Origin of the sequence: Kitasatospora sp. Root107 (assembly GCF_001424875.1) — a bacterium.
Lineage (GTDB): Bacteria > Actinomycetota > Actinomycetes > Streptomycetales > Streptomycetaceae > Kitasatospora.
The window spans coordinates 91,666-104,319 of sequence record NZ_LMCT01000056.1; the positions used below are offsets into that span (position 1 = coordinate 91,666).

Below are 12,654 nucleotides of genomic sequence, written 5' to 3' on the forward strand. Positions count from 1 at the left end.
CGGAGTCGAGGAGAGGGTGCCGCCCATGCCGCTGCTGGAGCCCGACCCGGAGGCCCTGCGGCCCACCACCCTGGCGGGGCCCGCCCATGACCGGGTCGAGGCGGCCCGGTCGGCCGGCACTCCGGCGGGGCTGCGCGACGGGCTGACGGCGGTGCTCGGCCCGGGCAAGGTGCTGAGCAAGGTCTCCGACCTGGTGCGGTACGCCTCGGACGCCAGCCCGTACCGGTTCGTGCCGCAGGTGGTGGTGATCGCCGAGTCGGTGGCGGACGTGTCGGCGGTGTTCGGGTACGCGCACCGGCACGGGCGGCAGGTGGTGCTGCGGGCGGCCGGCACCAGTCTCAACGGGCAGGCGCAGGGCGAGGACATCCTGGTCGACGTCCGGCGGCACTGGGCGGGGATCGAGGTCGAGGGCGAGCGGGCCAGGATCAGGCCGGGCACCACGGTGGCCCGGGCCAACGCCACGCTGGCGCGGCACGGGCGGGTGCTCGGCCCCGACCCGGCCAGTGCGATCGCCTGCACGCTGGGCGGCGTGGTGGCGAACAACTCCTCCGGGATGACCGCGGGGACCACCCGCAACTCCTACCGCACCCTCGCCTCGCTCACCGTCGTACTGCCCTCCGGCACCGTCCTGGACACCGCCGCCCCGGACGCCGACCAGCTGCTGGCGGAGCGCGAACCGGCCCTCTGCGCCGGACTGTTGGCGCTCAAGGCGGAGATCGAGGCCGACCCCGCGCTGGTGCGGCGGATCCGGGCCAAGTACGAGATCAAGAACACCAACGGCTACCGGCTGGACGCCTTCCTGGACGCCTCGACCCCGGCCGCGATCCTGCGCGGGCTGATGGTGGGTTCGGAGGGCACCTTCGGTTTCATCGCCGAGACGGTCTTCGACACCCTGCCGCTGCACCGGCTGGTCTCGGCCGCGCTGCTGTTCTTCCCCACGCTGCGCGCGGCGGCCACCGCCGTCCCGCTGTTCAACGAAGCCGGCGCACTGGCGGTGGAGTTGATGGACGGCAACACCCTGCGGGCCTCGGCCGCCGTGCCGGGCGTACCGGCCGACTGGGCCGGACTGCCGAAGGAGACCGCCGCGCTGCTGGTGGAGTTCCGCGCCCCGGACGACGCTGCGCTGGCGGCGGCCGAGGCCGTGGCCACCGGCCTGCTCGACGGGCTGCCGCTGATCAGGCCGGCCGCCTCGGTGACCAACGCCTTCACCCGTGACTCGGCCACCGTCGGCGGCTACTGGAAGGCGCGGAAGGCTTTCGTCACCGCGATCGGCTCGGCCCGGCCGCCGGGCACCACGCTGATCACCGAGGACTTCGCCGTACCCCCGTCCCGGCTGGCCGACGCCTGCGAGGCCCTGCTCGCACTCCAGGCCGAACACGGCTTCGACGCGGCCGTGGCCGGGCACGCCGCGCACGGCAACCTGCACTTCCTGCTCGCCTTCGACCCGGCCGAGCAGGGTGATCTGGACCGGTACGCCGCCTTCATGGCCGCGTTCTGCGAGCTGACGGTGCGCCGGTTCGACGGCTCGCTCAAGGCCGAGCACGCCACCGGCCGCAACATCGCACCGTTCCTGGAACTCGAATGGGGCCCGCAGGCCACCGAGTTGATGTGGCGCACCAAGCAACTGCTGGACCCGAAGGGCATCCTGGCTCCCCGGGTGGTACTGGACCGCGACCCGGAGGCTCATCTGCGCGGGCTGAAGACCATCCCCCGGGTGGAGCCGATCGCCGATCCGTGCATCGAGTGCGGCTTCTGCGAACCGACCTGTCCGAGCGGCGACCTGACCACCACCCCACGCCAACGGATCGTGCTGCGCCGTGAGTTGATGCGCCAGCCGGCCGACTCCCCGGTCGGGGCCGAGCTGCTGGCCGCGTACGGCTACGACGCGGTGGACACCTGCGCGGGCGACTCCACCTGCAAGCTGGCCTGCCCGGTCGGCATCGACACCGGGGCGCTGATGAAGCAGTTCCGGCACCAGCGGCACTCGCCGCGCGAGGAGCGCACCGCCGCACTGTTCGCCGAACACTTCACGGTGGTGGAGCGCTCCGCCCGGCTCGCGGTCGGCGCGGCCGGGCGGATCAGCGACCGGCTGCTGGAGTCGGTGACCGGCGCCGCCCGCCGGGCGGTCCGCCCCGACCTGGTGCCCGCCTGGCTGYCCGAGATCCCGGGCGCGGCCGAACGCACCATGCCCGCCACCACCCGCCCGGGCGCCGCCGCCGTCTACTACCCCGCCTGCGTGAACCGCATCTTCGGCGAGCCGACGGGCCATCAGGGCCCCACCCTGCCCGAGGCGCTGGTCGCGGTCTCGGCCCGAGCCGGAAAGCCGGTCTGGATCCCCGCCGACCTTGGCGGGACCTGCTGCGCGACGATCTGGCACTCCAAGGGCTACGACCGGGGCAACGCCGTGATGGCCAACCGGATCGTCGAGGCCGCCTGGGGCTGGACCGGCGGCGGCCGGCTCCCGCTGGTGGTGGACGCCTCCTCCTGCACCCTCGGGATCGCACACGAGGTGGTCCCGTACCTGACCGCGCAGAACCGCGAACTGCACGCCGAGCTCACGGTGCTGGACTCGGTCGTCTGGGCCGCCGAACTGCTCCCCTCCCTGGAGATCCTGCGCACGGTCGACTCGGCCGTGCTGCACCCGACCTGCTCGATGCGGCATCTCGGCGACGAGGAGCAGCTCCGCACGGTCGCCGCCGCCTGCGCGGACGAGGTGGTCACCCCGGACGACACCGGCTGCTGCGCCTTCGCGGGCGACCGGGGCCTGCTGCACCGCGAACTGACCGAGTCGGCCACCGCCCGGGAGGCGGCCGAGGTGACAGCACGCCAGTTCTCGGCCCACCTCTCCGCCAACCGGATGTGCGAGGTCGGCATGGAGCACGCCACCGGCCGCCCCTACCACTCCGTCCTGCTCGAACTGGAGCGGGCCACTCGACCCTAGACAGACCGCCCTGCACGACCTCGACCGGATGGAGCGGCACCAGACCCCCGTCGAGCAGGTGGAGACCGCCGCTTCGGCCTCTGACCCCGGGCCCGGAGACTGAGCGGAAAGATTCCGGAAAAAAGATCGGCTCTCGGTGTCGAGAACCCGTGCCGCTCTCCGACGTAGGGGTGACGGCGCACCGACGGGGTGCGCGGGACAGAGAACGGGACACCACCATGGGCAAGCTGATCCACTTCGTGCACCAGTCACTGGACGGCTTCATCGAGGGGCCGCAGGGCGAGTTCGACTGGCCGCTGATGGGCCCCGAACTCTCGGCCTACTCCCAGGAGTTGACCGGCGGTGACAAGGTGTTCCTGTACGGACGGGTGGTCTGGGACATGATGGCGGGCTTCTGGCCGCAGGCCGAGCAGCACTCGACCCACGAGCACGACCTCGCCTTCGCCCCGGTCTGGCGGGCGGCACCCAAGGTGGTGGTCTCCCGCACCCTGGAGAAGGCCGACTGGAACACCCGGGTGATCAACGAGAACGTGGTCGAGGAGCTGACCGCGCTCAAGAAGTCCGGCGTCACCCTGCTGCTGTTCGGCGGCTCCGGCCTGGCCGCCCACCTCACCGAGCACGGGCTGATCGACGAGTACCGGGTCTTCGTCCACCCGGTGCTGCTGGGCGGCGGCAAGCCGGTCTTCCAGCCGCAAAACCGGCGGATCGGCCTGGAGCTGGTCGAGTCGCGGGTCCTCGACTCGCAGGTGGTCCTGCTCCGGCACCGTCGCACGGACGGCTGACACCCCGTCGGGTCGGTGCCACCCTGGTGGGCATGTTCCGTCACTCCGAGCTCCTCCAGCGGCTGGCCGACCGGGACGGCGTCACGGTCCACCACGCCTACTGCACCGGCCCGCCGGAGGAGTGGCTGGTCAGCCTGGCCGCACCGGTCGGCCGGTGCACGGACGCCCGGGCCTTTCTGGCCCCGGGCGACGAACCGCCCCGGGTCGGCGACGTGCTGGAGCAGTGGCTGAGCATCGCGGCCCGGCACCACCCGATGCTCGCGGCGCCCGCCCCGCTCCGGGCCGCGCTCGCGGCCGACCTGGCCCGGCTGCTCGGCGACCTCCTCCCGGAGTACCTGACGGCGGCGGGCATCCGCTGAGCGCCACGGGCGGGCCGAGGCGAAAATCGGCTGGCCGCAGCGGCCCGCTCTCGGGCAGGCTCCGCGCTGATGAGTGACGGATCAGAGAGTGGGCGAAGGTACGCGCGGGCCGACACGCTGGAGGGAATGCTGCAGCGAGGGCGGGGGCGCGGTGCGGTCCTGGCGGCGCAGGATCCGGCGGCGGCCGCAGAGCTTGTGTACGGCTGCGTCCGGTACGACTGGCGGTGGGACTCGGTGGACGAGCGACACCTGTACCTGGCGCGGTTGATCAGGGATCTTGACCTGCCGCACGGCCCGGTCGTCGAGCTGTTGGCGGGGGACGAGGACCAGTGCGAGTGGGCGACCCGGATCCTGGAGCTGCTGGCGAAGTCCGGTTCGACGGAAGCCAGAGAGGCGCTGCGGGCCTACGTTCGCGAGGGCGAGCACTGGCTGGACGTCCTGGAGTCGGTGGCGTCCTGCTGGCCGACCGAGTGGTGGCGGGATCTGGCCGAGGACGCGTACACCGGACTCGACGGGGGCGAGCGGCTGCGGATGGACTCGGAGGCCGGGGAGACTCTGCGCTCCCTGCTTGGGATGGCCACGGCGCCGCACGCCTCGCGTCGCCTGAGCGACGTCGAGGTGACGCCCTCGAGCCGTCGCCTGCTGACTGTCCTCGCCGACCCCGGCACGGGCGAGGACGAGAAGGGCTGGGCCCTGCGCCTGCTCGCGTACCGGCCGCCGGAGCCGTACCTCCTCGCCCTGGCGCCCTCGCTGGGCACCGGAGACGGACAGTTCCCACTTCCCTTCCTGGCGCGGGCGGTTGCGCAGTGCGGTGCCCTCGCAGTGCCGGCTGCCCGGTCGTGGGTGGCGGACGGGCGGAGTTGGCTCGTCTGGATCGGCCTGGAGGTACTGGCCGAACACGGCGACGCCTTCGACCTGCCGGTGCTGTCGGCGCACTTCGCCGCCGAGTGGGAGCAGCACAGTTGGTGCGGCCCCAAGATGCTCGCGGCCGGCCTGGCCCGCTTCGGTCCCCAAGCCGCCGAGGCCGTACCCATGCTGCGCCGGTACTGGGTGCGCACCCCGCACTCGTACGAGCGGCCGGCCTACCTGAAGGCGCTTGCGGCGATCGACCCGGACGGGCTGGAGCACGCGTACACCGAGTCGCTCTGGGACTGCGAGGCGGACTCCCGACTGCTGGGCATCGCCGGGGCGCCCGACCTCCCGCACGTACGGGACCGGCTGGCGCAGCTGCGCGACGACCCGATGGAGGAGCCGGAGGTCAGGCGCGCGGCGGCGGCCCGGCTCGGGCAACCGGCGCAATCGGGGCATCCGCCCGTCAACAGGTACATTCCCGCCGGGAATTGAGCAGCAGAATCCCCCTGCTAGGGTGAGCCGATGGCAACGATCAAGCATTTCCAGGTCACCTTCGACTGCGCAGAACCCGAGCGTGTCGCTCGTTTCTGGTGCGAGGTGTTGGGGTACGTCGCACCGGCGCCACCGGCGGGGTTCGCCACTTGGGACGATCTCAACAGCTCGCTGCCGCCCGAGGATCGGGATTCATGGTTCGCATGCAGTGATCCCTCGGGTGTGGGCCCGCGACTGTACTTCCAGCGCGTTCCCGAAGGGAAGGTCGTCAAGAATCGGCTGCACCTCGACGTGCGGGTCGTCACCGGACTCGTGGGTGCAGAGCGCCTGGCCACGCTCGAGGCGGAGTGCGCACGACTGGTCGCGCTCGGCGCGGTACGCGTGCGGCTGCTGCCTGCCGATGAGGAGAACGAGTCGTGCATGGTGATGCAGGACGTCGAGGGCAACGAGTTCTGTCTCGACTGACACACCCAGGGCACCGGCGGTGCCTTCGAAACGGGAGGGCCACCATGGTCGACGGACTGGCGGAGTACTGCGTCGAGGCGCTTCGCGAACACGGCTGCCCCTCGGCCTCCGTGGCGGTGGCCGAGCGGGGCGAGGTCGTCCTCGCCGAGGCGTACGGAATGGCGGAGGTAGCCGCCGGGATCCCGGCCACGCCCGGCACCGCGTACGCGCTGGCCTCCGTCACCAAGGCGGTCACTGCCACCGCCGTCTGCCTGGCCGCTGACGACGGGCTGCTGCAGCTGGACGAACCCGTGCCCGGCAGCTACCGGTGGCCCGCCCCGACGGTGCGTCAACTGCTCCAGCACCGGGGTGGCTTCACGGCCCACTACGACTTCCACTACGGCGAGGGCGAGGGCCCGATCGACGCGGGGCGCTACGCCGAGCTGTACCGGGAGCCGGGCTCCGGATTCGAGTACGCCAACCTCGGCTACCGCCTGCTGGGCCGGCTGCTGGAGGAGGTCACCGGCCAACGGCTCGGGGACTTCGTCCGGGAGCGGGTGGCCGAGCCGCTCGGGCTGACCGACTGGCACCTCGGGCCGTCGTATCCCGGCCCCGCCCCGACTGCGGTGAAGTACACGGTCGACGGCCGCGCCTACCCCGCGCACTGTGCCAGCAGCCACCCGGGGGCCACCGAGGGCTGGGCGACCGCCACCGACCTGGCGCTCTTCGCCCAGGGTTACGAGCGCCTGCTGCAGCCGGAGACGGCGGCGGCCGTCCGCGCCGCCGTTCCGCTCAACGCGCACCTCGGGTACGGGCTCGGCTGGGTGGTGTCGTCGGGCGCCGGTCCGGTGGTCCAGAGCCACGGCGGCGGCATGGGCGGCGTGGCGGCGATGCTCGCCACCGTTCCCGAGCAGCAGCTCTCGGTGGCGGTGCTGACCAACTGCACCAACAAGGCGGCCCGGGACGCGATCGTCAGGTATGTCCTGACCGCACTGGTCCCGGGGTACACGGACCAGCGGATCGCCCCGGTGATCGACGACCCGGAGCGCCCGATGGACCTGCCGCCGGGCCGCTGGACGGGCTCCGTCGGTACGCCGGAGGGTCAGCTCCCACTGGTGCTCGACATCCTGGCGGACCGTACGGTCGAGGTGGAGCTGAGCACCGGCGAGCGGGCCACCGCGCCGGCCACCGCCTCGCGGGCGTACGACCTGCGGACCTTCGTCCCGCTCCAGCTGCCGACCGCCGACGCCCTGATCGGCAGCCCCATGCTCGGCCTCGAACTCCGCCTCGAGCAGGGCCGGTTGACCGGCCAGGCCCGCACGTTCAAGAACGGCGACAGCGAGGGCCTGCTCGGCAACTTCCTCAGCCACCCCTGCGAACTGAGGCCATAGCTGCTGCCCCCTGCTCGGCGTCCGGGACGACCAGGGTCCCGGTGGGGCCGGCGGTGAAGGACCTCAGCAGGCTGTGCCGGACCCGGCCGTCGAGGACCCGGGCGGTGGCCACGCCCGCTCGGACCGCTCGCAGGCAGCCCTCCATCTTCGGCAGCATCCCGGTGGTCAACTCCGGCAGCAGGGCGTCGAGTTCACCGGCCGTCAGCCGCCCGATCAGCGAACCCGGGTCCGGCCAGTCGGCGTACAGGCCCTCGACGTCGGTCAGCATCAGCAGCCGGTCGGCACCCAGCGCGATCGCCAGGGCTGCGGCGGCGGTGTCGGCGTTCACGTTGTAGACGTGGCCGTCGGTGCCCCGGGCGATCGAGGAGATCACCGGTATCCGGCCGTCCGCGAGCAGTGCCCGCAGGGCGCCCGCCTCGACCTGGACCACGTCCCCGACCAGCCCGATGTCCACCGGCTCGCCGTTCACCACCGCGTACCGCTTCTCGGCCGTCATGGTGTGCGCGTCCTCGCCGGTGATGCCGACCGCGTACGGCCCGTAGGCGTTGACCAACCCGACCAGTTCGCGCTGGACCTGGCCGGCCAGCACCATCCGCACCACGTCCATGGTCTCGGGGGTGGTGACCCTCAGACCGGCCGTGAACGAGGACTCCAGGCCGAGCCGGCCGAGCTGCGCGCTGATCTGCGGGCCGCCGCCGTGCACCACCACCGGGTACAGACCGGCCTGCCGGAGCAGCACCACGTCGGACGCGAAGGCAGCCTTCAACTCCTGGTTCACCATGGCGTTTCCGCCGAACTTGACCACCACGGTGCTGCCGCGGAGCCGCTCCAGCGACGGCAGCGCCTCCAGCAGACCAGCGCGACTGCTCAAAGCTCCCCCAAGGCTGGTGCGAACCGTCACCACGTCGGCAGGGCTCGCTGTCGAGCCCATCCAACGGGCTGCGAACGGCCCGAGGGTGACGTGCGGAAGAACACCGGCGGTCACTGCGGGGCCGCTCGCAATCGGCTTGCCTCGGGCCGGGCCAGTCGCGATGATCAGGCACGACTACGACCGTCGGACGAGCGTTCCAGCGCCACCTGAGTCGTGACCGCCGACCACCAGGAGGAGCCTGTGAACACCGAACTGACCGAAGCCTGGCAGCTGTTCGACTCCGGCGACCCGCAGGGTGCGATGAGCGCCCTGCGGGCCGGGGCCGACCGGATGCCGATCGCCGAGCTGGCGCCGCTGGCCGGGCGGCTGGCCGCCTCGGCCGGCTTCGACGACCTGGCCGGGGCGGCGGCCGAGCTGACCGACCGTCCCGACGGGGCCGAGCAGCTCTTCGCCTTCGGCTACGCCTGTATCGAGCGCGGGGTCTCCGAGCTCGCCGTGCCCGCCCTCCGGCAGGCGCTGGCCGTGGGCCTGACGCCGCGTCGGCGCCTGTTCGGCCTCGGCCGCTCCGGCCCCGGCTCCCGGCAGGTGCTGCTGGAGCTGGCCGTCGCGTTGGAGGACGGGCAGCGGCACGCCGAGGCGGTCGCCGTGCTCCAGGAGCACGACCGGCTGACGGAGGACTGGCCGGACCGGTACCTACTGGTCCACAACGCCCTGATGGACGGCCGGATCGACCTGGCGCGCCAGGTCTTCGGCGCCCTCGGCGCACCGGGCGAGGACTGGGAGGAGCCCGCCGACCGGATCCACCGCTCGCTGGCCCGGGCCACCGACGCCGCCCCCGCCGACCGCCAGGACCTGCGCGGCTGGCACTACACCCTGACCGGCGGCCTGCTCACCACCCTCTCGCCGTACGGCTTCCGGGCCGGGATGACCGGCCGCTGGGCCTACCTGCACGACAGCTTCGAGTCCTGCCGCCACGGCCTGGAGCGGCTGCGGGCGGTGCTCGCCGCCACCGGCAGCACGCCCCGCTCGGTCGCCCTGCTGCCGGACCGGGGCAGCCACGCCCTCGGCCTGGCGGCCGCCCGGCGCGCGCTGGTGGTGGCGTACGACCTGAACGACTGTGACCCGGAGCTGGTCGCGGAGCTGCACGAGCGCGCGCCCGAGGAGATCCTCTACGAGCACGCCACCTGCTGGACCGACCCGCCCGCCGTCTCGGCCGACATCTGCACCCTGCTCGCCCAGGTGGTGATCGCTCCCTGGGAGTCCGGCATGGCCTTCACCGAGGACGGCGAGCCCGAGGACGCCCCGGCGGACGAGCGCTCGGCGGAGCAGCTCGCCGACGCCGTGCTGGCCGCCTCGGCCGAGCCGGACGAGGGCGACGGCGAGACCCCGGCCGACCCGGAGCAGGCCCTCACCGCCTTCGCCGAGCGGGTGAACGGCAGCTGGCTCACCGGCGCCCGGGACCGGATCCGCTCCGCCGGGCCGGTGCGCAGCGCCAGCTTCGGCTGACCCCGGCAGGCGTCAGGAACTGACCAACCGGCTGAGCAGCGCGGCAAGTTGGGCCCGTTCACCGTCGGTGAGCGGGGCCAGCACGTCCTCCTCCACCGCGGCCAGCTCCTCGGTCAGCTCGGCCAGCAGGGCGCGGCCGGCCCTGGTCGCCGAGACGTTGATCCGGCGCCGGTCCCGGGCCGACCGGGTGCAGGCCAGATAGCCCTGGCCGCCCAGGTCGTCCACCACCTTGACGATGTCACTGGGGTTGATGTCCAGCCGGGCGGCGAGCTCGCCCTTGGCGAGCGGACCCGCCTCGACCAGCGCCTCCAGCACGGCCACGTGCCACAGGCGCAGGCCGCGCCGCGCGACGCTGGCGGCCAGGCCGGCCCGGGCGGTCCGGCCGGTGCTGGACATCAGATAGGTCGTCAGACCGAGCAGCCGGGTCATCCGGACCACCCCTCGGGGCCGACCCGGACGCACCGCGACGAGGGCAGCGTCAGGACGTCGACCAATGGTTCGACATTCATAGTTAGGCAAGGCTAACCTAGCTATGGAAGCTGGTCAATGTCCGAACCAATCCCCTGAGGAACCGTCAAATGGCCTCGGGCGACTACCAGGTCCGCACCCGCGCCGCGACGGCCCGCGCCACCAGGGCGTGCGCCACCAGCGCGGCCCCGACCCCGGCCACCACCCCGAAGGCGGTGGTCGGGATCAGGTCCCAGCTCGAGGCGCCGGGGTACGCGTCGGTCCAGCGGTCGATCCGCAGCGTCGCGCCGACCACCGCTCCGGCGGTCACCACGCCGAGCACCGCCAGCCGGGTCGCCGTGCTGTACGCCGGTGCGGGCAGCGGGGCGACCCGCTCGGCGTCGATCAGCCGCAGCTCACGCAGCAGGTACCAGCCCACCGCGACCAGCGCGACGGCCGAGGAGCCGTACTGCAGCACCGTGTACAGCGGCTGGCCGGCCACGTGTTGGTCCGCCAGGAACGGCAACAGCCGGACGCCCTCGCGGTCGTGGTGAGTGAAAGCGTCCCAGCCGACATGGGTGGCCGCCCCGATCGCGCAGGACAGCAGCAACCAGCCGGTCTGCCGGGGCAGTTCGGCCCGGGGGCGCTGCGCGGCGGTCAGCCGGTCGGCCGCCCAGGCCCAGCGCACCGGCAGCAGGGCGACCAGCGGCGCCCGCAGCAGACCGTGCCAGAGCAGCACCAGCAGCGCGGCCACCAGCACGTCGACGGTCGGCACTCCCCACCAGGAGTGGGTCTGCTCGCCGAAGCCGTACAGCCCGGGGGCGAGCGAGGCGAGGAAGTACGGCAGATCAGGCGTGAGCGACCCGGCCACCAGCCCGGAGGCGATCAGTCGGCCTCGGCCTCGCCCCTGGGACAGCAGCGGCAGGATGGCAGCGGGGTGACTGAAGGTGAACGGCACGGCCATACCGTACCCAACTTGCCTTTTCAGCCCAAGGGGTGGAGCCGGATTCCGCTTTCCGCCGAACGACCGGAGGTGGGCGGGAACTCCCGCCCACCTCCGGGGTGACTCAGAAGTTGATCATGTGCCCGGCCAGGCCGTGCACGGCCTCCTTCACGGCCTCGCCCAGCGTGGGGTGGGCATGCACGTTGCGCGCCACCTCGTGGACGGTCAGGTCCCACTGCTGAGCCAGCGTCAGCTGCGGGAGCAGCTCGGTGACCTCGGGGCCGATCAGATGGGCGCCGAGCAGCTCGCCGTGCTTGCCGTCGCTGATCACCTTCACGAAGCCGACCGCCTCGCCCAGGCCGTGCGCCTTGCCGTTCGCGGTGAACGGGAACTTCGCCACCTTGACGTCGAAGCCGAGCTCGCGGGCCTGCGCCTCGGTCCAGCCGAAGCTGGCGATCTGCGGCTGGCAGAACGTGGCACGCGGGATCATCACGAAGTCGAGCTCCATGGTCTCGACGCCGGCGATGGTCTCGGCGGCCACCACGCCCATCGCCTCGGCCGCGTGAGCCAGCATCAGCTTCGCCGTGACGTCGCCGATCGCGAAGATGTGCGGCACGTTGGTCCGGCCCCGGGCGTCCACGTCGATCGCACCGCGCTCGGTCAGCGCGACACCGGTGTGCTCCAGGCCGTAGCCGGTGACCCGGGGCGCGAAGCCGATCGCCTGGAGCACCTTGTCGGCCTCCAGTACCTCCTGCTGCCCGTTGCGGGTGACGGTCACCCTGACCTTGCCCGCCGGGTCGCTGTCGTCGATCCCCTCGACCCGGGTGGAGGTGAGGATCGTGATGCCCAGCCTGCGGTACCGCTTGGCGAGCTCGGCGGAGACCTCGACGTCCTCCAGCGGCACCGGCCGGTCCTGGAACTCGACGATGGTCACCTTGACGCCGTAGTTGTGCAGCACGTACGCGAACTCGACGCCGATCGCACCGGCGCCCGCGATGATGATGCTCTCCGGCAGCGAGTCGGTGAGGATCTGCTCCTCGTACGTCACCACCCGCTCGCTCAGCGAAGTCCCGGGCAGCAGCCGGGTGGTGGACCCGGCCGCGATGACGCAGTGGTCGAAGGTCACCGTCTCGGTGCCGCCCGCGGTCAGCGCCACCGACAGGGTGTGGTCGTCGACGAAGGTACCCCGGCCGTTGAACTCGGTGATGCCGTTCTTCTTCATCAGGTAGTGCACGCCGGCCGCCCGGCCGTCGGCCACCTTGCGGCTGCGGCGGTGCGCGACCCCGTAGTCGAAGCTGACCGTGCCCTCGACCTTGATCCCGAAGGTCTCGGCCTCCTGCTGGAAGATGTGCGCCAGCTCGGCGTTGCGCAGCAGCGCCTTCGAGGGGATGCAGCCGACGTTCAGACAGACCCCGCCCCAGTACTTCTCCTCGACGACCGCCGCGCGCAGCCCCAACTGGGCCGCCCGGATCGCTGCGACGTAACCGCCAGGGCCGGCTCCGAGGACGACGAGATCGAAATGCGTGCTCATGTTTCCTTCTTCGTGCCGAGTACGTCTTTGAGGGTGCCGGGCGCTCAGAACCCGACGGTGAACCGCATGTGATGGTGCCTTGGCTGCTCCGCCCA

11 protein-coding genes are annotated in these 12,654 nt (G+C 72.4%); 7 read left to right on the plus strand and 4 right to left on the minus strand.

Translation table 11 applies throughout. The features are described 5' to 3' along the window. Positions 1-25 precede the first annotated feature (25 nt). The 6 genes from ASC99_RS30680 to ASC99_RS30705 all read left to right on the plus strand — a co-directional run bounded on the left by ASC99_RS30680 (position 26) and on the right by ASC99_RS30705 (position 7,261). Complete coding sequence (locus ASC99_RS30680) at positions 26-2,941, plus strand: FAD-binding and (Fe-S)-binding domain-containing protein (RefSeq protein ID WP_057238208.1); 2,916 nt, start codon at positions 26-28, stop codon at positions 2,939-2,941. Positions 2,942-3,159: 218 nt separating this feature from the next. After that, complete coding sequence (locus tag ASC99_RS30685) at positions 3,160-3,723, plus strand: dihydrofolate reductase family protein (RefSeq protein WP_057238210.1); 564 nt, start codon at positions 3,160-3,162, stop codon at positions 3,721-3,723. 32 nt (positions 3,724-3,755) lie between these two features. Further along, the gene (locus ASC99_RS30690; protein WP_057238215.1) at positions 3,756-4,082 is read left to right on the plus strand and encodes a hypothetical protein; all 327 of its coding nucleotides are present in this window, start codon (positions 3,756-3,758) and stop codon (positions 4,080-4,082) included. A 126-nt stretch (positions 4,083-4,208) separates the two neighbouring features. Further along, positions 4,209-5,426 carry a hypothetical protein gene (locus ASC99_RS30695; protein WP_057238221.1) on the plus strand — a complete coding sequence of 406 codons (1,218 nt, stop codon included), beginning with the start codon at positions 4,209-4,211 and terminating at the stop codon, positions 5,424-5,426. Between the two features lie 30 nt (positions 5,427-5,456). Further along, positions 5,457-5,891, plus strand: coding sequence for a VOC family protein (locus ASC99_RS30700; protein WP_057238223.1), 435 nt, complete (start codon positions 5,457-5,459; stop codon positions 5,889-5,891). 44 nt (positions 5,892-5,935) lie between these two features. Continuing rightward, positions 5,936-7,261 carry a serine hydrolase gene (locus ASC99_RS30705; protein ID WP_057238225.1) on the plus strand — a complete coding sequence of 442 codons (1,326 nt, stop codon included), beginning with the start codon at positions 5,936-5,938 and terminating at the stop codon, positions 7,259-7,261. On the opposite strand, the gene argB is transcribed toward ASC99_RS30705, so the two are convergent. After that, positions 7,233-8,192: an acetylglutamate kinase gene (argB, locus tag ASC99_RS30710; RefSeq protein WP_082598773.1), complete on the minus strand. Its 960-nt coding sequence runs from the start codon at positions 8,190-8,192 to the stop codon at positions 7,233-7,235. The genes ASC99_RS30705 and argB overlap by 29 nt on opposite strands. A gap of 180 nt (positions 8,193-8,372) precedes the next feature. Here argB and ASC99_RS30715 point away from each other — a divergent pair, with 180 nt between their 5' ends. Next, on the plus strand, positions 8,373-9,638 hold the full coding sequence (locus tag ASC99_RS30715) for a hypothetical protein (protein WP_057238228.1): 1,266 nt from the start codon (positions 8,373-8,375) through the stop codon (positions 9,636-9,638). Positions 9,639-9,650: 12 nt separating this feature from the next. Here the strand turns inward: ASC99_RS30715 and ASC99_RS30720 are convergent, their stop codons facing one another. The 3 genes from ASC99_RS30720 to lpdA form a co-directional block, all read right to left on the minus strand. Next, positions 9,651-10,067 (minus strand): MarR family winged helix-turn-helix transcriptional regulator, encoded by a 417-nt coding sequence (locus ASC99_RS30720; protein ID WP_057238229.1) that lies wholly within the window; start codon positions 10,065-10,067, stop codon positions 9,651-9,653. 163 nt (positions 10,068-10,230) lie between these two features. Then, on the minus strand, positions 10,231-11,043 hold the full coding sequence (locus ASC99_RS30725) for a DUF4184 family protein (RefSeq protein ID WP_162257940.1): 813 nt from the start codon (positions 11,041-11,043) through the stop codon (positions 10,231-10,233). 109 nt (positions 11,044-11,152) lie between these two features. Further along, a complete protein-coding gene (lpdA, locus tag ASC99_RS30730; protein WP_057238233.1) occupies positions 11,153-12,559 on the minus strand; it encodes a dihydrolipoyl dehydrogenase in 1,407 nt (468 codons plus the stop codon). Positions 12,560-12,654: the final 95 nt, after the last annotated feature.

Excerpts from the sequence above, each read along its gene's own strand:
- argB (WP_082598773.1), bottom strand. The coding sequence starts at position 8,192 with ATGGGCTCGACAGCGAGCCCTGCCGACGTGGTGACGGTTCGCACCAGC.
- ASC99_RS30720 (WP_057238229.1), bottom strand. The coding sequence starts at position 10,067 with ATGACCCGGCTGCTCGGTCTGACGACCTATCTGATGTCCAGCACCGGC.
- ASC99_RS30700 (WP_057238223.1), top strand. The coding sequence starts at position 5,457 with ATGGCAACGATCAAGCATTTCCAGGTCACCTTCGACTGCGCAGAACCC.
- ASC99_RS30685 (WP_057238210.1), top strand. The coding sequence starts at position 3,160 with ATGGGCAAGCTGATCCACTTCGTGCACCAGTCACTGGACGGCTTCATC.
- ASC99_RS30690 (WP_057238215.1), top strand. The coding sequence starts at position 3,756 with ATGTTCCGTCACTCCGAGCTCCTCCAGCGGCTGGCCGACCGGGACGGC.
- ASC99_RS30705 (WP_057238225.1), top strand. The coding sequence starts at position 5,936 with ATGGTCGACGGACTGGCGGAGTACTGCGTCGAGGCGCTTCGCGAACAC.
- lpdA (WP_057238233.1), bottom strand. The coding sequence starts at position 12,559 with ATGAGCACGCATTTCGATCTCGTCGTCCTCGGAGCCGGCCCTGGCGGT.
- ASC99_RS30695 (WP_057238221.1), top strand. The coding sequence starts at position 4,209 with ATGCTGCAGCGAGGGCGGGGGCGCGGTGCGGTCCTGGCGGCGCAGGAT.